The organism is Bradyrhizobium sp. USDA 4011, assembly GCF_054063415.1.
This window is the reverse complement of record NZ_JBSSGG010000001.1, coordinates 1,509,325-1,528,196: the sequence shown is the minus strand read 5'-3', so window position 1 is coordinate 1,528,196 and position 18,872 is coordinate 1,509,325. Positions and strand designations below refer to the sequence as shown.

Here is an 18,872-nt window from a genome sequence, read left to right as displayed (position 1 = left end):
TTCGCGTATGACCACCCAGGCCGACCGCGCGGTCAATCGCACCGGCGTCTATCTCGCCGTGCTGCAGCTTGTCTTCACGCTGGGCTGGACCACCTACCTGATCTATCTGCCCAAGTTGTGCGCCGATGTCGGCATTGCGCCTGCAACCGTCATCCTGATCCTGATGATGGATCAAGCCATCTTCACCATCACCGACACCGCGATGGGCATCGCCGCCGACCGCGTGTCGCTCCTGGTCGGCCGTCTCGGCCGGTTCGTCGGCATCCTTGCTGCGATCTCCTGCGCCTCCTTCGTCGCGCTGCCTTACGTCGCCGGCACCGGGCCGGGTGCAAAAGTGTGGCTGATTGCGCTGATCGTGATCTGGGCTGTCACATCGTCGGCCCTGCGCGCGCCGCCACTGACGCTGCTCGGCAAGTATCGCGCGCAACCCTCCGTCCCCTTCCTCGCCGCGCTGGCGATGCTGGGCTACGGCGTCGCGGGTGCGGTCTCGCCCTATCTTGCCGTCGTGCTGCGCGATCATGATGCGCGGCTGCCATTTGTGCTGTCCGGTGCCGTGCTGCTGCTGACCGCGCTCGCGTTCTCAGGGGTCGAGCGCCGTGTCGCCGAGGAGGTGCAACCCGAGCGGCTTGCGGCACCGGCCAAGCGGCTCGGGGCGGTGCCGATGTTCCTGATCGCGGCGATGGTGCTGCTCTCGCTCGGCTATCAGCTGCACTTCAACATCAACAGCGCGCCGTTCTATCTGCGCTTCGCCAAGCCGAACGATCTGCAATGGCTGATGCCGGTGTTCTGGATCGGCTTCAATATCGCGATGTTTCCGGCGAGCGTCGTCGTCAAGCACCGTGGCGGGCTGATCGTGATGGGCGCAGCCGGACTACTCGGTGCGTTCGCCATCGTCGCGGCGGAGATTGCCGGCAGCCTCAACGTCCTGATCGTGGCGCAGTTCATGGCGGGAGCGGCCTGGGGCTGCATGCTGATGAGCGCGGTGTCGGCAGCGCTTGCGATCGGGGAGACCGGCGCCGAAGGCAAGGTCACGGGCCTCGTGTTCTCGGCGCTGGCGCTCGCGACCTTTGCGCGGATGGCGGCGGTCGCGGGCGGCCTGCAGAAGATACCGGACTATGCGCCGCTGGTGCACTGGGCGCCGCTCGCCTGCTGGTCGGTCGCCGGCGCCGGCCTGCTGGTGATCGCCGCGTCGCGGCTGCAACGCGGCTTGAAGAGCGCCTAATTGTTCCGCGCCGGGTGGATGAACGCCCAGGGACTGACTTCCGAGTCCGTCGGCACTTCCACCGAGATCACGTAGGGCCCGCCATCGGCCAGCGCCTTCTCCAGCACAGGGCGGAAATGATCAGGCGAGGTGACGCGCGCGGCACCGACGCCGAAGGACTCCGCGAGCTTGACAAAATCGGGGTTGACCAGATCGGAGGCGACGACGCGGCCGTCGAAGCGCTCGCGCTGGTCGCGGCGGACATTACCGTAGGCGTTGTTGTTGAACACCAGCGTCACCACGCCGATCCTGAACTGCACGGCAGTGGCGAGCTCCTGCACGCCAAACATGAAGCCGCCGTCGCCCGTGATCGCGACCACCGGTTTGTTCGGGTTGGCGACCTTGGCGCCGAGCGCGGTCGGGAAGCCCGAGCCGAGCGTGCCCTGATAGCCCGAGGTGACGAAGGTGCGCGGCTGGTAGATCGGAAAGCCGTACCAGGAGGCGAAGCCGACCTGCGACAGCTCGTCGGTGACGATGGCGTTCGCGGGCAGCACCTCGCGCAGGATCTTCAGGTAGGCCATCTGTGGCTGGATGCGCTGGATCTCCTGCTCGGCGGCTGCGGTCGCCTCGCGGATCGCCGCGCGGCGGCCCGAGGTCTTGCTGTAGCCGGCTTTGCGCACCGCCGCGATGAGGTCGGCGGTGCCGGCCTTGGCGTCCGCGATCACGCCGGCGTCGGCCGGCCAGCGGCGCAGCTCGACCGGGTCGATGTCGATCCGCACGCATTTCAGTCCGGCCGGCTGATAGGGCCAGCGCGACATGGTCGGCAGCTCCATGCGGGTGCCGATTCCGATCATCAGGTCGGTCTTTGGCCATAGCTTGTAAGCCGCGGCCATTGTGAGCCCGAGTTCGTGCGCGTTGGAGACGATGCCGCGGCCGCTGCGGAATGCGACCACCGGCGCGTCGATCATCTCGGCCAGTTCGAGGATCTCCTCGCGGGCCTCGATGGCGCCACTGCCGACGAAGATCATCGGCGCCTTGCTGCCGGCGATCAGATCGGCGGCGGCCTTGATGCGGTCCGGATCGGGCTGCGGCGCCGGCAACGGGTCGAACGGCTTGACGGGGGTAACCTGGGTGCGCTGGGTGAACACATCCCACGGCATTTCCAGCGACGCGGGACCGCGGCGGCCCGACAGCATCTCCTGGAATGCACGCGACACCATCGCGGGCGCGTTGTCGGGATATTCGATCCGGTCGGCCCATTTCACGAAGGTGCGCAGCGTCGCAAGCTGGTCCGGCATCTCGTGCAGATGGCCGCGGCCCTTGCCGAGAAATTGCGTCGGCACCTGGCCGGTCAGGCACAGCACCGGCTCGTTGCAGCCGAATGCGGTCAGTAGCGCCGCCGAGGCGTTGAGCACGCCGGGACCGGGCACGACGCTGAACACGCCGGGCTTGCCGGAGGAGCGGGCATAGCCGAACGCCATGTAGCCGCAAGCCTGTTCATGCCGGGCGCCGATCACCTTGAGCTGCGCCTGGTGGAACGCATCGAACAGGCCGTAGATCTGCGCGCCGGGCAGGCCGAACACGGTGTCGACGCCGTGGGCGACGAGGCCGTTGACGATCGCTTCGCCACCGGATGTTGAGGTCATGGCACTGTCCACTTGCTCTGAGGTTGGGTTGCTTCGTCGACGACGCCGTTGCGCAAGGTACCGACGCCTTCGGCCTCGACCTCGACGACATCGCCGGGCTTCAGATAGCGCGGCGGATCGAACCGCGCACCTGCGCCGGTAGGCGTCCCAGTGACGATGATGTCGCCGGGAACCAGCGTGGTGAAGGTCGAGATGTAGTTGATGAGGTAACGGAAGCCGAAGATCAAGCGCGAGGTGCGGTCGTCCTGCCTGACTTCGCCATTGACCCGCGTGGTCAGCCGGATATCGGCGATCTGCGCCTCACCGGTGTAAGGCACGATCCATGGGCCAAGACTGCCTGTGGAATCGAAGTTCTTGCCCTGGGTGACGTTGAATTTGGCGTGGCGCACCCAGTCGCGGATAGTGCCTTCATTGCAGAGCGTGATCGCGGCGATGTGATCGAGCGCGGCGCTCTCGGCGATGTGCCGGCCGGCCTTGCCGATCACCAGCACCAGCTCGCCCTCGTAGTCGAGCTGCGGCGAGACGCGCGGCCGCACCACCGGCATGTTGTGGCCGACGAAGGAGCGTGGCACCCGCAGGAACATGCTCGGATATTTCGGCGCATCCGAGCCGTCCTTGTACTCGGCATTGCGGTCCGGATAGTTGACGCCGATGCAGATGATCTTGTCCGGCGCCGGGATCGGCGGCTGCCAGGTGACCGCGTCCAGCGCGACGTCGGGCGCGCGCTTGGCAGCGTCCTCCACGAGCTTCGACAGCGCGCCGGCGGCGATCGCCTCGCGGAGCGTCGGATAGTCCTTGGCGAAGCGCGACGAGAGGTCGACGATACCGGTGTCGGTGACGGCGCCATATTGCGTGGCGCCGTTGACGGTATAGGTGGCAAGGCGAGAGGCTGACATGAGCAATCCAATTCTTGATGTCGTCCCAGCCAAGCGAAGCGCGAGCCGGACCCATAACCACAGGCCTCACATTATGGCACGCGGGGCGTCGATCTTGGCGCAACGCGGTCCGGTGGTTATGGGTCCCGGCTTTCGCCGGGACGACGTGTGATGGGAGGTCTGTACTAATCCGCAACCAGCACGTCGGCGACGAAGCGGGGCTCGCGCACCGCCTGGCCGGCGAAGGTCGAGCCTTCCTCGAACCAGGAGCGCGGCGCCGGCGCGCCCCACAATGTCTGGCGGCGCGGATCGCGCAGCGACCAGCGCAGCGGCTCGTGGTCGTGGTCGCCGGTGAAATAGTCGCTAGTGTAGAGCTCGACGCGATGGCCGTCGGGATCGCGGATATACAGGAAGAAGGCGTTGGAGATGCCGTGCCGGCCCGGGCCGCGCTCGATGTTCTTGAGGAAGCCGGACGAGGCCATCACGTCGCAGAGATGCACGATGTTCATCGCGGTCGGCACCCAATAGGCGATGTGGTGCAGGCGCGGGCCACGGCCGTTGGTGATGGCGAAGTCATGGACATTGCCCTTGCGATGCATCCAGGCGGCTGCGATGCGGCCGTTGTCGCCGTCCTCCTCGGCATATTCGGTGAGGCGGAAGCCGAGCCGGGCGTAGAAATCGACGGTGTCCTGCACCTCGGCAGCGAACACGTTGAAATGGTCGAGCCGCTGCGGATGGCAGCCTTTGTAGAGATCATAGCGCCGCAGCAGGTGCGGTCGCTTCTCCATCGTGGCGTAGAGCTCGATCTGGAAGCCGAACGGATCGGTGAATTGCAGCGTGCGGCCCTGGAACGGCTGGTCGACGAAGGCGTAGGCGATGCCGTTCTCGGAGAAGAAGGCGGCGGCCTTGTCGAGGTCGCCGTCATTGCCGACCTTGAAACCGAGGCGGTTGCAGGCCGCCTTCGCCGCCTTGCGCAGCACCACCGAGTGATGCTGGTGCTCCTCGCTGGCGCGCAGATACACCGATTTGTCGTCGCGGTCCTCGACATGGAGGCCGACGGTCTTCTCGTAGAAAGTGGCGCTCTTCTCCAGGTCCGTGACGTCGAGCACGGCATGGCTGCAGCGGATGATGTTGAACGGCGGATCGAAAACGTGTGTCGGAACGGGCATGGACATTTCCCCTCAATTTTATCGGCCGTTCCGGGGCGATGCGCCGCATCGAACCCGGAATCTCGAGCTTCCGGGTTCGCTTCGCGCCCCGGAACGACGTGCAATCAGATTCCCAGTTTCTGAATCTTGTGCGTCCCGCGCGCGAGCGAGACGTGCTTGGTTTCCATGTAGAAGTCGAACGAGTAGTCGCCGCCGTCGCGGCCGATGCCGGAGGCTTTCATGCCGCCGAACGGGGTCGGCAGGTGGCGGACGTTTTCCGAGTTGAGCCAGATCATGCCGGCCTCGAGCGCGTCCGCGACGCGCAGCGCGCGGCCGACGTCGCCGGTCCAGACATAGCCGGCGAGGCCGTACTGCACGCCGTTGGCGATCTCGATGGCGTCGGCCTCGTCGCGGAACGGGATCACGGTCAGGAACGGACCGAACACCTCCTGCTGGGCCACGCGCATGGTCGCGTTGGCGCAGGTGACGAGGGTCGGCTGCACATAGTGCCCGCCGCCCGGACCGTCATGCGGCTTGCCGCCGACCGCAATCGTCGCGCCGTCTTGCTTGGCGACGTCGAAATAGCTGCAGACCTTGGCGAAGTGCCGCTCGTGGATCAGCGGCCCGATCTCGGTCGCCGGATCGAGGGGATGACCGACCTTGAGTGCCTTCACGCGCGCGGTCAGCTTCTCTATGAATTTTTCGGCGATGCTCTCCTGGACCAGGAGGCGGCTCGACGAGGTGCAGCGCTCGCCGTTGAGCGAGTAGATCATGAACACGACGGCATCGAGCGCACGGTCGAGATCGGCATCGTCGAACACGATCACCGGATTCTTGCCGCCGAGCTCGAAATGCACCCGCTTCAGGGTCGGCGCACCCTGTGCCATGATTGCCGAGCCCGTCGTGCTCTCGCCGACGAAGCCGATCGCCTTGATCGCGGGGTGCTCGGTCAGCGCCTTGCCGGCGTCCTCGCCGAAGCCGTGCACGGTGTTGAAGACGCCATCGGGCAGACCGGCCTGCTTGGCCAGCCTGACCAGGAGGTCGGCGGTCACCGGCGACCATTCCGCCGGCTTGTGCACCACGGTGCAGCCGGCCGCGAGCGCGGGCGCGATCTTCCAGGTCGAGAGCATGAACGGCGTGTTCCACGGCGTGATCACCCCGACCGGGCCGATCGGCACGCGGGTCGAGATGTTCCAGTGCTCGTCCGAGGGTGTGTTGAGGCCGTCGCGGGCCTCGCCGCATTTGTCGGCGAAGAAGCGGAAATTCTCGGCGGCGCGGATCGCGGCCTTGGCCATGAAGCGGTGTGCCTGACCGGTGTCGATGCATTCGAGCACGGCGATGTCGTCGGCGCGCTCCTCGATCGCGTCAGCCACGCGATGCAACAGCTTGCGCCGCTGCGCTGCCGGCACGTCGCGCCAGGCCTTGAAGGCCTTCGACGCGGCGGTTGCGGCACGGTCGATGTCCTCGGCGTTGCCGCGCGCGACGGTCGCAAGCACGGTGCCGTCGATCGGCGATTTCGTCTCGAAGGTCTGGCCGGAGGCCGCCGGCACAACCTTGCCGTCGATCACATGGCCGATGCCTTCGGCTTTTAATTTCGCAAGCAACGGACCGGCGCGATCGCGATTGGCCTGGAACACGTCGGCTGTGGATTTCGGAGTGGCGTTATCCATTGACCGTCTCCACCTTCAGTGCGTCGTGGATGTTGTTGCGTTTCCAGCTCGTTTCCTTGTCGTTGATCTGCATGTCGAACGACAGAGCGAACTTGCTGTTGGCGAATACCGGATCGAGATGAGCCGATAGCGCCTCGAAGATGTGCTCGCCGGCCTTCTTGCGCGTGGTGAAGTCGCGGCCTTCGCCGAGACGGAGCACCATGTCGAGGAAGCCGTAATTCTTGCGGCCGTCGGCGATCGCGTAGTGCTCGCATCTGATGGCGCGCACGCGGATGCCGCCGAGCGGGAAGATACCGGTCTCGACCGCGGCTTTGCGGACCAGTTCGACCGTCGCGCCCATGTCGACGAGGCCGTCGAGATTGGCGGAGTATTCAATCGTGAAATGCGGCATGCAGCTCTCCCGCTGAGTGCGTCAGGCGAAGTAGCAGCTCACGGAACCGTAAGGTCCGTAGTCGGCCTGGATGGTGTCGCCCTTGCGGGTCTCGATCGGGCGGATGAAGGAGCCTGCGAGCACGATTTGTCCGGCCTCCAGCGCCAGCCCGTTCGGGGCGATCTTGTTGGCGAGCCATGCCACCGCGGTCGCCGGATGATTCAACACGCCGGCGGCCAGACCGGTTTCCTCGAGCTGGCCGTTTCGGAAACAGAGCGCGCCGATCCAGCGCAGATCGGCTTCGAGGGGGCGGATCGGACGGCCGCCGAGCACAATACCGGCATTGGCGGCGTTGTCGGCGATCGTGTCGAAGATCTTGCGCGTCGCCTTGGTCTCGGGGTCGACGCGCTCGACCCTGGTATCCAGGATTTCCAGCGCCGGCACCACGAAGTCGGTGGCGTTGAGCACGTCGAACAGCGTGCAGTTCGGCCCCGCGAGGCGATGCTTCATCACGAAGGCGAGCTCGGCCTCGACGCGGGTCGCGATGAAGCGGTCGGTCGGCACCAGGCCGCCATCGGCAAAGAACATGTCGTCGAGCAGGATGCCGGAATCCGGCTCGTCGATATTGAGTGCGCTCTGCATTGCCTTCGAGGTCAGGCCGATCTTGTGGCCCTTGACGACGCGCCCCTGCGCCACCTTCATCTCGACCCAGGCCTTCTGAATCGCGTAGGCGTCTTCGAGGGTCATGCGGGGGTATTCCAGCGAGAGCTGGCGGATTTGCTTGCGGGTCTTTTCCGCGTTGTCGAGCCGCTCGGCGGCAGCGCGGATATCGTCCTTGGAGAGGGCCATGCGTGATACACAAAAGTGGATGTCGGGAGATGATTAACATGTTAAGTGAATTCCCGCAAACTGAATCAGGGCATGTTGCAACGCAAAATCTTGCTGCGATGGACTAGGCGATGGCGCGCAAGAAATTGGATGAGATCCGGCCGGGGCAGGGCGCCGACGCATCGTCGCGACGGACCCCGATGCGCGAGTTCTCGCGCTCGCTGCCGATGTCGCTGCTCCGTGCGCGCGAGGCGGTGATGCGGCAGTTCCGTCCGTCGCTGCGCAATCACGGGCTGACCGAGCAGCAGTGGCGGATTTTGCGTGCGCTCACCGCGGTCGATGAGATCGAGGTCACCGAGCTCGCCCGCGTGGCGTTTCTGCTCGGCCCGAGCCTGTCGCGGATCCTGCGTGATCTCGAGGCGCGCGCGTTGATCGAGCGCAAGGCAGCGGAGAACGACGGGCGGCGCGCGGTGGTCTCGATCTCCGCCAAGGGGTTGAAGCTGATCGAGGCGGTGGCGCCGACGTCGGAGGCGATCTACGCCGAAATCACACGACGATATGGCGCGCGCAAGCTTGCCGAGTTGCACGAAATGCTGGGCGCGCTGGAGGCAAGCCTCGCCGGAATGGGCTCGGCCGATGACGCCGAAGTCGAGGCCGACGAGTAATCGCGGCGATGCGCGGCAATGCCGCTCACGTCATGTAGGGCACGCGCGAGATCACGTTGATGGCGCGGAATTCGGCGATCCAGCCGGCGACCTTGGAGTGCGACCACTCGATATGGCGGCGCAACGTCGCGGCGGCCGTATCGCCGTCGCAGGCGCGCAAGGCTTCGATGATCACCAGATGCTCGTCCATGAAGGAATCGATCTGCGGCGCGGTCAGGGCGACCTGGATGTGCTTGCCGATCACGAAAGCGCAATGGGTGCGCTTGAGCGCTTCGATCATCTCGCGATTGGTGCCGTAACCCAGGCAGCGGATATGGAGGTCGCCCTCGATCTCATCGAGCTCGCCGACGCCGACGCGGCTGCGGAATTGGATCCCTTCGCGCAGCCGCTCCGCCATCCGGTCAAGCAGTGCGGTCGGAATCCTCGCCGCAGCGGATTTGAGGAGCAGCGGCTCGAGGGTTGCGCGCACCTCGAAGATGTCGCGTAGGCGATCCTCATCGAGCGGTACGACATACCAATGAGCCTTCGCGCCTTTCTCCAGGATTCCGATTGCCTGCGCACGTAGCAGCAAATTGCGAGCAACCGTGCGCCCGACCCGGAAGTGCCGCGCCAATGCGAGCTCGCTGACGCGGAAGCGTCCGAATAGCGACCGGTAGATGATCTCGCGTTCGAGCTTGTAATAGAGCGTATCCCAGGCGTCGCTGCGCACCGCCTCGACGGGGCCGTCGGTCAGCCCAAACATCTCCGGCGTGATCGGGACGCGCCGCGGGTCGACCTTGCGCTTGCCTGCGATCACGCCGCGGCCGTCAAAGCGGCGCACCAGGCCGATGTGCTCGAGTTGTTCGAAGGCCTGCCGTACCGGCGAGCGGCTGGAGCCGAACAAGGTCGCGATCGCCGATTCGGAGAGAACCGTGCCGGGTGGCACGTCGCCAGTCCGGATGTGCTTCGCCAATGCGCTCTTGATCAGCGCGTAGGCCGGCTGTTTTCGTCTGGTCTGCGATTTCGCTCTTGGAATCGACATCGATGACTGCCCGCCGGTCACACTATCATGTGATCCCGTCGTGGTCGCTGGTAGCAGGCAATTACACACCGTTGCCAGCGACTTTTGACTATTGCGTGCAATGTGCAATCATGTTTAGCTATGTCAAACGCCAGATTGATGGCGGCCGTTGCGCGTCTTGTGCGCCGCAAGCGGCGCTCGCGTTTGTTCGTCGTGCCGATTGATGGCTGCGGATAGGGCAATCGATCGACGCGTTAGCTCGTTTCAATGCAGCCGATATGCAAGTCGGCGCACCAAAGGGAGGATTGAATGAAACTGACGAGACGTGAGTTTTCCGCCGGCTTGGCGGCAGGTCTCGCTGCTCCCGCGCTGCTGCGCAGCGCCTGGGCGCAGGGAGCGACCATCAAGATCGGCATGTGCGTGCCGGTGACCGGACCGGCCGCTGAGCAGGGGCTGTGGGCCCAGAACGGTGCCAAGCTGGCGCTGGCCGCGGTGAACAAGGCCGGCGGCGTGCTCGGCAAGCAGGTCGAGCTCGTCATCGAGGACGACCAGACCACCAATCCCGGCATCGTGCTGGCCTTCTCCAAGCTCGCCGCGCAAGCCGACATCGTCGCCTTCCTCGGCTCGATCCGCTCGACCCAGGTGCAAGCGATGGCGCCGGACGTGATCAAGGTCGGCAAGCCTGTGATGATCGGCGGCACCAATCCCGATCTCACCCATTCCGGCAATCCCTGGCTGTTCCGCTTCCGCCCGAACGACAATTATTCCGGCCGCGTGATCGCCGACTACGGCGTCAACACGCTCGGCAAGAAAAAGTGGGCGATCGTCCATTCCACCGACGCGTTCGGCACCGCCGGCGGCAAGGCACTCGCGGAAGCGCTGACCAAGTTCGGCGCGCCGCCGGTGCTTGACCAGGGCTACGCCAACCAGAGCCAGGACTTTACCCCGGTCGTGCTCGCCGTGAAGCAGTCCGGTGCCGACGTGCTCGGCACCTACTTCACCTTCGAGAATGATCTCGGCATCTTCGCCCGGCAGCTGCGCCAGCTCGGCGTCAACATCCCGTGGGTCGGCTCGCCGTCGGTGGTGGCGGTGTCCTCGACCAAGCTCGCCGGCCCTGCGCTGTTCGGCACCTACGGTGTCGCCGACTTCGCCGAAGACTCGAGCGATGCCGCGAAGGCGTTCGGCAAGGCCTATCGCGACGCCTACAAGACCGCGCCCGACAACCAGAGCGCCTGGCCGTACGACGCGATCACCATCCTGTCGGCGGCGATCAACAAGGCTGGCTCGACCGACCCGAACAAGATCCGCGACGCCATCCTGGTGACGCAGAAATTCGCGGGCGCCGAAGGCGAATATAATTTCGACAAGAACGGCGACGGCCTGCACGGCTACAATGTCGTGAAGAACGACAAGGGCAAGATCGTCTACGACAAGCACATCGACTTCAACGATTGATCTGACAGTCGGGGAGGCACGAATGGATGGGTTCCCTCCCCCCTTGCGGGGGAGGGTTAGGGAGAGGGGTAGGCCGCACGGGCGGAATTCGTGGCTTACCCCTCTCTCCGACTCTCCCCCGCAAGGAGGGAGAGAGCCCTACCACCTCCCGCGTGGTCCTAAACGAGAGGCTGTGTACGACAAGCACACCGATCCGGCCGGTGCCGGGATATTCGCTTCCCCTCTAACCGAACGTTTGTCATGGATCTGGTCCTTCAACTGCTGTTCACCGGCATCGGCATCGGCGCGGTCTACGCGCTGGTGGCGCTCGGTTTCGTGCTGATCTTCCGCGCCACCAACGTGGTGAACTTCGCGCAAGGCGAGTTCTCGATGGTGGCCGCCTATCTGATGGTGGTGTTCTCGGTCGATCTCGGCTGGCCTTACTGGCTGTCGTTCCTGATCGCGCTCGCCGGCATGGCGCTGTTCGGCGTCATCTTCAATCTCGGCGTCTATTATCCGCTGCGCCATCGCACCTATCTGCCTGTCATCATCGCCACCATCGGCGCCTCGATCCTGCTGTCGAACTCGGTGCTGGCGATCTACGGCCCGCAACCGCAGGTGCTGCAGGGCTGGTTCGATACGCCCGGCATCCAGCTCGGCCCGGTCTATCTCGACAGCCAGTATCTGTTGATCATCGGCGTCACGATCCTGCTGGTGTTGTTCAATTTCTGGTTCTTCGAGAAGACGCTGCTCGGCAAGAAGCTGCAGGCGACCTCGCAGGACAAAGAGATGGCCTCGCTGCTCGGCATTTCCGTCTCCACTATGATCATGATCACCTTCATCTATTCGGCCGTGCTCGGCGGCCTCGCCGGCATCCTGGTGGCGCCGGTGCTGTTCGTCTCGATCCAGATGGGCTCGACCATCGCGCTGAAGGCGTTTGCCGCGACCATCATCGGCGGCTTCGGCGATGTCGCCGGCGCCATCGTCGGCGGCCTGGCGCTCGGCGTCATCGAGACGTTCGGCGCCGCCTACATTTCGGTACCGTACAAGGACGGCTTTGCTTTCCTGGTGCTGATCGCGTTCCTGGTGTTCCGGCCGCAGGGCATCTTCGGCGAACGTGTCGCGGAGAAAGCATGAGCGCCAGCGACAACATGATTCCGGTGCCGGCCGTGCGCTCGAAGCCGCTGATCATCCGTCATCTGCCGTATTTCATCGGCGCGGCGGTGCTGGTGGCGCTCGCCGCCGGCATGCAGTTCGACGGTTACATCCTCAACATCCTGCTTCAGGCCACGACCTTCTCGATCGCGGTGTTCGGGCTTTCGGTCGTGCTCGGCCTGTGCGGCCAGATCAACCTGGCGCAGGCCGCGTTCTTCGGCTTTGGCGCCTATGCCGTCGGCCTCGGCACCGCCGACCTGCATCTGAACTTCTGGCTCTGCCTGGTCGGCGCCTGCGCGATCACGCTGGTCGCCGGCGCGTTCCTCGGCATGTCGACGCTGAGGCTCGGCGGGCACTACCTTGCGATGGTGACGATCTCCTTCCAGCAGATCGTGACGCTGGTGATGATCAACGCCATCGGCGTGACTCACGGGCCGGACGGCGTCGCCAACATTCGCCGGCCCGAGCTGTTCCAGTCCTCGCAAAGCTATCTCGCCTTCTGCGTCGCGATGCTTGCGATCGTCGGCTATCTGGTCTGGCATTTGCCTGACACCAAGCTCGGCCGCGCCATGCGCGCGGTGCGCGACAACGAGCTCGCGGCCGGCGTCAACGGCATCGACGTGTTCCGCACCAAGATCTACGCCTTCGCGGTGTGCGCGGTGCTCGGCGGCCTCGCGGGTGGCCTGTTTGCCGGCGGCTTTGCCTATGTCAGCCCGGACCAGTTCTCGTTCGCGGAATCGATCGTATTCCTGACCATGTCGCTGCTCGGCGGCGTGGCCTCACCGATCGGCTCGGCGATCGGCACCGGGCTCTTGATCCTGATCCCGGAATGGCTGCGCTTCCTGAAGAGCGTGCCGGGCCTCTACCTGGCAATCTACGGCCTGTCGGTGATCCTGATCATCCGCTTCATGCCGGACGGCATCTGGGGCTTCGTGTCCGACGCATTCACACGCTGGCGCGCGCACACCAAGGCGCCGCCGGTTGCCGGAGCGCTCCAGCTCAAGCCCGCGACCACAGGCGGCGACATCGTGCTCGAAGTCACCGGGCTCTCGAAGCATTTCGGCGGCCTCAAGGCGGTCGATGGCGTCGACATCGCGGTGAAGCGCGGCAGCGTGCATGCGCTGATCGGACCCAACGGCTCCGGCAAGACCACGACGCTGAACGTGCTGTCCGGTCTCTACAAGGCGACCGCGGGCAAGATCGTGCTCGACGGCACCGACATCACCGGCATGGCGCCGCATCAGCGCACGGCGGCGGGGCTCGGACGCACCTTCCAGAACATCCGCCTGTTCCGCTCGATGACCGCGCTGGAGAATGTCGAGATCGGCGCCGAGCGTCCGGGCAACACCATAATCGGGAAGGGCGACGACGCGCTGACCGAGCGCGCGATGGAGGCTTTGACCTTCGTCGGTCTCGGCAACCGCGCCAACGAATTGATCTCGAGCTTCTCCTACGGCCATCAGCGCCTGATCGAGATCGCGCGCGCTCTGGCCTCGAACCCGACGCTGCTGCTGCTCGACGAGCCGGCCGCCGGCCTCAACTCGACCGAGAAGCTCGAACTGCACGAGTTGCTCAAGCGCATCGCGGTGCAGGGCCTCACCATCCTGATCATCGACCACGACATGACGCTGGTCTCGGAAGCCGCCCAGCACATCACCGTGCTGAACTTCGGACGCCGTATCGCCGACGGAGAGTCCATGGCGGTGCTGCGTCATCCCGACGTCGTCTCCGCCTATCTCGGGAGCGAATGATGCCGCTGCTCGAAATCCGCAATCTCGTGGTCCGCTACGGCGAGATCGAGGCGCTGCGCGGCGTCACCATCGCCGTGGAGCAGGGGCAGGTGGTCACGTTGCTGGGCGCCAACGGCGCCGGCAAGTCGACCACGCTGCGCGCGATCTCCGGCCTCGCCAAGCCGGCCTCCGGCGACATCCTGTTCGACGGTCATTCGATCGCAGGCCTCGGGCCGGAAGCGATCGTGCGGCTCGGCATCTCGCATGTGCCGGAAGGCCGCCGCGTATTCCCGGGTCTCACCGTGAAAGAGAACATCATGCTCGGCGCGTCGAACCGGAAGGTGTCCGCGTCGCAGATCTCGCGCGAAGCCGACGCGATGTTCGACCTCTTCCCGGACATCCGCGCCTTCTCCAACGCGCTCGGCTGGACGCTGTCCGGCGGCCAGTTGCAGATGGTCGCGGTGGCGCGCGGCCTGATGGCCAAGCCGCGGCTGTTGCTGCTGGATGAGCCCTCGCTCGGGCTCGCGCCTGTCATCGTGCAGGCGGTGTTCCGCATCATTTCGCAGATCAGGAAGGACACCACGGTCTTGCTCGTCGAGCAAAATGCGCGCATGGGACTTTCGGTCGCCGATCACGGCTTCGTCCTGGAAACCGGGCGGATCGTGCTGGGCGGCAAGCCCGACGAATTGTGGGGCAACGAAGCCATCGCCGCGGCCTATCTCGGCGGTCACGCCAAAACCCACGCCTGACAACGCATTGTGCTTCATCGAGCGAGCTAGTCTTTCATGGTCACCATCAAGGTCGATAATCTCATCAACTTCGTGTCCGAAGTGTTTTCCCATTCGGAGTCTTCTCCGGAAGAGGCGAAGCGCATCGCGACCTATTTGACGACCGCGAATCTGACAGGCCATGACAGCCACGGCGTGATCCGCGTGCCGGTCTATGTCAGGTGGAAGAAGATGGGCTCGATCGTGCCGAACCAGACCCCCGAGGTCGTGGTCGACACGGCCTCGCTCGCGGTGGTCGACGGCAAGTTCGGCTATGGCCAGACCGTCACGCCTGTCGCGGTGAGGCTCGGCATCGAGAAGTGCAAGAAGGCAGGGCTTGCCGCCGTCGCGCTGCGCAACTCCGGCCATCTCGGCCGTGTCGGTGACTGGGCCGAGATGGCTGCCGCCGAAGGCCTCGTCTCGATCCATTTCGTGACCGCGGCGGGCTCGCTGCTGGTCGCGCCTTACGGCGGCGTCGAGAAGCGCCTGTCGACCGCGCCGTATTGCGTCGGCATTCCGCGCCAGGGCCAGGATCCGATCGTGCTTGATTTCGCGACCTCCGTCGTCGCCGAGGGCAAGTGCCTGGTGGCTAGCCGTGGCGGCAAGAAGCTGCCGCCGGGCGCGCTGGTCGATGCCGACGGCACGCTGAGCGAGGATCCGCATGTGCTGTATGGCCCGTACACGCCGGACGGACCGCGCGACCATACCAAGGGAACCGGCGCGATCCGTGCTTTCGGCGACCACAAGGGCTCGGGCCTCGCCTTCATTTGCGAACTGCTCGGCGGCGCGCTGACCGGCACCGGCGCGACGTCGTCGGACCGGCGCTTCGCCAACGGCATGATGGCGTTCTACATCGATCCCAAGGTGATCGACACCAGCAATTTCTTCGACGGCGAAATCACCCGCTACACCGATTTCATCCGCGCCACCAAGCCGATCGCGGGCACGGAGTCCGTGCTGGTTCCGGGCGATCCCGAGCGGAAAACCCGTGCCGATCGCACCAGGAATGGCATCCCCTTGCCTGACGACACCTGGGCGGCGATAGTGAATACCGCGCGCGAAGTCGGCGTCAGCGAAGTTTCGATCCAGCGGGCGACCAGCTGAGGCTCGTCCCCCAATAAACCGCAAAGGGAAACGCGATCAATGGCAAACAAGGTCAAGCAAGTCTGGGCGTCGGGCAAGGCAGTGGTGAACGCGTGGCTCGCGATCCCCTCCGGGTTCTCGGCCGAAGTGATCGCGCAATGCGGCTTCGACAGCGTCACCGTCGACATGCAGCATGGCGTGCAGGATTATCAGTCGATGGTGCAGTGCTTCCAGTCGATGCATGCCCATCCGGTCACGCCGATGGTCCGCGTGCCGTGGAATGAGCCGGGCATCATCGGCAAGGTGCTCGACGGCGGCGCCTATGGCGTGATCTGCCCGATGGTCAACACGCCGCAGGAAGCCAAGAACCTGGTTTCCTATGCCAAGTATCCGCCGAAGGGCGTGCGCTCCAACGGCCCGATCCGCGCCGGCATGTACGGCTCGGCCGGCACCTATCAGCAGACCGCAAACGACGAGATCGTGCTGCTACCGATGATGGAGACCAAGACCGCGGTCGAGAACATGGAAGCCATCCTCGATGTCGAAGGCATCGACGGCGTCTATATCGGACCGTCCGATCTCGGCTTCTCCTACGGCCTGGTGCCGAAGCTCGATCGCGACGAGCCGGAGATCCTCAAGATCTACGAGAAGATCATCAAGGAGTGCGGCAAGCGCGGCCTCAATCCCGGCATCCACTGCTCGGGCGCCGACGGCGCGGTGCGCGCGATCAACATGGGCTTCAAGCTCGTGACGCTGTCGAACGAAGTCGGCCTCATGCAGGTCTACGCCAGGATGCAGGTCAACCAGACCCGCGAGAAGTCCGGCGGCAAGGCGTAAGCCCTGTCGACAAGACGCAATGCTTTGCCCCCTCGCCCCGCGCTTGCGGGGAGAGGGTTGGGGTGAGGGGCTTCTGTCTGGCGAGCACCATCGCTGTAATTGACATCGTGCTTCGCCCCTCACCCGGATTGCTGAAGCAATCCGACCTCTCCCCGTAAAGGACGGGGAGAGGTGAAGAACTCCAAAGGAGAACTCCCATGGCCTCGGCACAAGTAATCCGCCTGCACGCCGACGACAGCGTCCTGATCGCGCGCGCGAGCCTGCTGCCGGGGCTTGAAGTGACCGAAGGCGTCACCACGCTCGACCGCATTCCGGCCGGCCACAAGGTCGCGATCAAGCCGATCGCGCAGGGCGAGCCGATCCGGCGCTATGGCCAGATCATCGGCTTCGCGACCCAGCCGATTGCGCCCGGCCAGCATGTGCATACGCAGAACTGCGGCATGGGTGATTTTGCCAAGGACTATGCCTATGGCGTCGACGTCAAGCCGGTGCCGAACTTCGATTTGCCGGCAACCTTCGAGGGTATCCGCCGCGCCGACGGCCGCGTCGCGACCCGCAACTATATCGGCATCCTCACCTCGGTGAATTGCAGCGCCCACGTTGCGGGCATCGTCGCCGACATGTTCAAGAAGAATCCGTTCACCGGCGACAACCCGCTGGCCGATTTCCCGAATGTCGACGGCGTCGTCGCGCTGACCCACAAGACCGGCTGCGGCATGACCCAGGATGAGCCCTTGGCGCTGCTTCGCCGCACGCTCGGCGGCTACGCGCGCCACGTCAATTTCTCCAACGTCATCGTGCTCGGCCTCGGCTGCGAGGTGAACCAGATCGGCGGCCTGATGGCCGAGCAGAAGCTCGCCGGCCGCCTGCGCGCGATGGACATCCAGGAGGTCGGCGGCACGCGCAAGACCGTGGAAGCCGGTGTTGCCTTCGTGAAGGAGGCGCTCACCGACGCCAACAGGGTCAAGCGCGAGGCGGTGCCGGCAAGCGAGCTCACCGTAGCGCTGCAATGCGGCGGCTCTGATGGCTACTCAGGCGTGTCGGCCAATCCGGCGCTCGGCGCGGCCAGCGACCTGCTGGTCCGTCACGGCGGCACGGTGATCCTCTCGGAGACACCGGAGACCTACGGCGCGGAGCATCTGTTGACCCGCCGCGCCGTCAGCCGCGAGGTCGGCGAAAAGCTGGTCGGCCTGATGCGCTGGTGGGAGGAATACACCCAGCGCGAAGGCGCCGAGATGAATGCCAATCCAAGCCCCGGCAACAAGGCCGGCGGTCTCACCACGATCCTTGAGAAGTCGCTCGGCGCGATGGCCAAGGCCGGCAGCACCAATCTCGTCGACGTCCTGCACTACGCCGAGCCCGTCACCAAGAAGGGCTTTGTGTTCATGGACACGCCCGGCTACGACCCGGTCGCTGCGACCGGGCAGGTCGCCGGCGGCGCCAACCTCGTCTGCTTCACCACCGGCCGCGGCAGCGTGTTCGGCTGCAAGCCCGCACCCTCGATCAAGCTCGCCACCAACACGCCGATGTACAAGCGGATGGAAGACGACATGGACGTCAATTGCGGCACCATCCTCGACGGCGAGGAGAGCGTGCAGGAATGCGGCCAGCGCATCTTCGACCTGATCCTCAAGACCGCCTCGGGCCAGCCGACCAAGAGCGAGAGCTTTGATTTCGGCGGTGCGGAGTTCGCGCCGTGGGTCTTGGGCGCGACGATGTAGTTTAGACCTACGATCTAGCCTCGCACTCCGCTGTCGTCCCTGCTTTTCGCAGGGGCGACGAGTTCTATTGACGTGGCCTCCCGGATTGCGCTCCGCTCCATCCGGGCTACAGGCTGGCGTTTCGATTTGAACGGAGGCAGGATGCGCGCGGGTCGATCGGGAAGCATTGGATGCCTCGCATTCCTGGCCGCCTTGAGTCTTGGCGTCGGTTCAGCCGACGCCGCAACCATCGTGGCGCTTGGCGCGAGCAACACCTACGGCAAGGGCGTGGCGCGCAACCAGGCCTATCCCGCGCAGCTCGAAGCGATCTTGCGGGCGAAGGGATTGAACGTCCGTGTCGTGAACGCCGGCATCAATGGCGACACCACGGAAGGGATGCTGCAACGCCTGGACCGTGCCGTCCCGAACGGGACCCGTGCGGTGATTCTACAGCCGGGCGGCAATGATCGGCGCAAGGGCAGCCCCGACCGCACAGCGGATATCCAAAGTCGACTGAGCGCCCGTGGCATCGCGGTGATCATGCTCTCCAACGGGATGCTGCACGGCCTCCCGCATCAGCCCGATGGCCAGCATTTGACCCCCGAGGGCTATCACACGCTCGCCGAGCAGCTCGCTTCGCGGGTATCCGGCGCAATCGGCCGATAGCGGCGAGGGTAACCAGCCACGCCAGTTGCTAGAGGTCGGGACAACGCGGCGGATAATTCCTGGGCAGTCGCTGCCCGTTGTTAGTGCTTGATGTCGA

At 65.1% G+C, this 18,872-nt stretch carries 17 protein-coding genes; 10 read left to right on the top strand and 7 right to left on the bottom strand.

The features are described from left to right. Positions 1-7 precede the first annotated feature (7 nt). Positions 8-1,222 carry an MFS transporter gene (locus ACVW1C_RS07140; protein WP_456757800.1) on the top strand — a complete coding sequence of 405 codons (1,215 nt, stop codon included), beginning with the start codon at positions 8-10 and terminating at the stop codon, positions 1,220-1,222. On the opposite strand, the gene ACVW1C_RS07135 is transcribed toward ACVW1C_RS07140, so the two are convergent. From ACVW1C_RS07135 to hpaH, 6 genes are all read right to left on the bottom strand, one after another. After that, the gene (locus tag ACVW1C_RS07135; protein WP_456757799.1) at positions 1,219-2,847 is read right to left on the bottom strand and encodes a thiamine pyrophosphate-dependent enzyme; all 1,629 of its coding nucleotides are present in this window, start codon (positions 2,845-2,847) and stop codon (positions 1,219-1,221) included. The genes ACVW1C_RS07140 and ACVW1C_RS07135 overlap by 4 nt on opposite strands. Further along, a complete protein-coding gene (locus ACVW1C_RS07130; RefSeq protein ID WP_456757798.1) occupies positions 2,844-3,743 on the bottom strand; it encodes a fumarylacetoacetate hydrolase family protein in 900 nt (299 codons plus the stop codon). The genes ACVW1C_RS07135 and ACVW1C_RS07130 overlap by 4 nt, the downstream gene beginning before the upstream one ends. Positions 3,744-3,907: 164 nt before the next feature. Continuing rightward, positions 3,908-4,891: a 3,4-dihydroxyphenylacetate 2,3-dioxygenase gene (gene hpaD, locus ACVW1C_RS07125; protein WP_456757797.1), complete on the bottom strand. Its 984-nt coding sequence runs from the start codon at positions 4,889-4,891 to the stop codon at positions 3,908-3,910. A 104-nt stretch (positions 4,892-4,995) separates the two neighbouring features. Further along, positions 4,996-6,540: a 5-carboxymethyl-2-hydroxymuconate semialdehyde dehydrogenase gene (hpaE, locus tag ACVW1C_RS07120; RefSeq protein WP_456757796.1), complete on the bottom strand. Its 1,545-nt coding sequence runs from the start codon at positions 6,538-6,540 to the stop codon at positions 4,996-4,998. Then, positions 6,533-6,931, bottom strand: a complete 399-nt coding sequence (locus ACVW1C_RS07115; RefSeq protein ID WP_456757795.1) for a 5-carboxymethyl-2-hydroxymuconate isomerase — start codon at positions 6,929-6,931, stop codon at positions 6,533-6,535. Before ACVW1C_RS07115 ends, hpaE begins: the two co-directional genes overlap by 8 nt. Positions 6,932-6,952: 21 nt before the next feature. Beyond that, positions 6,953-7,759 carry a 2-oxo-hept-4-ene-1,7-dioate hydratase gene (gene hpaH, locus ACVW1C_RS07110; protein ID WP_456757794.1) on the bottom strand — a complete coding sequence of 269 codons (807 nt, stop codon included), beginning with the start codon at positions 7,757-7,759 and terminating at the stop codon, positions 6,953-6,955. A gap of 110 nt (positions 7,760-7,869) precedes the next feature. Between hpaH and hpaR the strand changes: the two genes are divergently transcribed. Further along, positions 7,870-8,403, top strand: coding sequence for a homoprotocatechuate degradation operon regulator HpaR (gene hpaR, locus ACVW1C_RS07105; RefSeq protein ID WP_456757793.1), 534 nt, complete (start codon positions 7,870-7,872; stop codon positions 8,401-8,403). A gap of 25 nt (positions 8,404-8,428) precedes the next feature. On the opposite strand, the gene ACVW1C_RS07100 is transcribed toward hpaR, so the two are convergent. Beyond that, a complete protein-coding gene (locus tag ACVW1C_RS07100; RefSeq protein WP_456757792.1) occupies positions 8,429-9,424 on the bottom strand; it encodes a GntR family transcriptional regulator in 996 nt (331 codons plus the stop codon). Between the two features lie 288 nt (positions 9,425-9,712). Between ACVW1C_RS07100 and ACVW1C_RS07095 the strand changes: the two genes are divergently transcribed. From ACVW1C_RS07095 to ACVW1C_RS07060, 8 genes are all read left to right on the top strand, one after another. Then, positions 9,713-10,858, top strand: coding sequence for an ABC transporter substrate-binding protein (locus ACVW1C_RS07095; protein WP_456757791.1), 1,146 nt, complete (start codon positions 9,713-9,715; stop codon positions 10,856-10,858). 240 nt (positions 10,859-11,098) lie between these two features. After that, complete coding sequence (locus ACVW1C_RS07090; protein ID WP_029082157.1) at positions 11,099-11,974, top strand: branched-chain amino acid ABC transporter permease; 876 nt, start codon at positions 11,099-11,101, stop codon at positions 11,972-11,974. Then, a complete protein-coding gene (locus tag ACVW1C_RS07085; protein ID WP_456757790.1) occupies positions 11,971-13,743 on the top strand; it encodes a branched-chain amino acid ABC transporter ATP-binding protein/permease in 1,773 nt (590 codons plus the stop codon). Before ACVW1C_RS07090 ends, ACVW1C_RS07085 begins: the two co-directional genes overlap by 4 nt. Then, a complete protein-coding gene (locus tag ACVW1C_RS07080) occupies positions 13,743-14,471 on the top strand; it encodes an ABC transporter ATP-binding protein (protein ID WP_021079917.1) in 729 nt (242 codons plus the stop codon). Before ACVW1C_RS07085 ends, ACVW1C_RS07080 begins: the two co-directional genes overlap by 1 nt. Before the next feature lie 36 nt (positions 14,472-14,507). Continuing rightward, complete coding sequence (locus tag ACVW1C_RS07075; protein ID WP_456757789.1) at positions 14,508-15,593, top strand: malate/lactate/ureidoglycolate dehydrogenase; 1,086 nt, start codon at positions 14,508-14,510, stop codon at positions 15,591-15,593. Between the two features lie 39 nt (positions 15,594-15,632). Next, positions 15,633-16,409: an HpcH/HpaI aldolase family protein gene (locus tag ACVW1C_RS07070; RefSeq protein WP_456757788.1), complete on the top strand. Its 777-nt coding sequence runs from the start codon at positions 15,633-15,635 to the stop codon at positions 16,407-16,409. A gap of 197 nt (positions 16,410-16,606) precedes the next feature. After that, a complete protein-coding gene (locus ACVW1C_RS07065; protein ID WP_456757787.1) occupies positions 16,607-18,130 on the top strand; it encodes a UxaA family hydrolase in 1,524 nt (507 codons plus the stop codon). A 141-nt stretch (positions 18,131-18,271) separates the two neighbouring features. Then, positions 18,272-18,775, top strand: a complete 504-nt coding sequence (locus ACVW1C_RS07060) for a GDSL-type esterase/lipase family protein (protein WP_456757786.1) — start codon at positions 18,272-18,274, stop codon at positions 18,773-18,775. Positions 18,776-18,872: the final 97 nt, after the last annotated feature.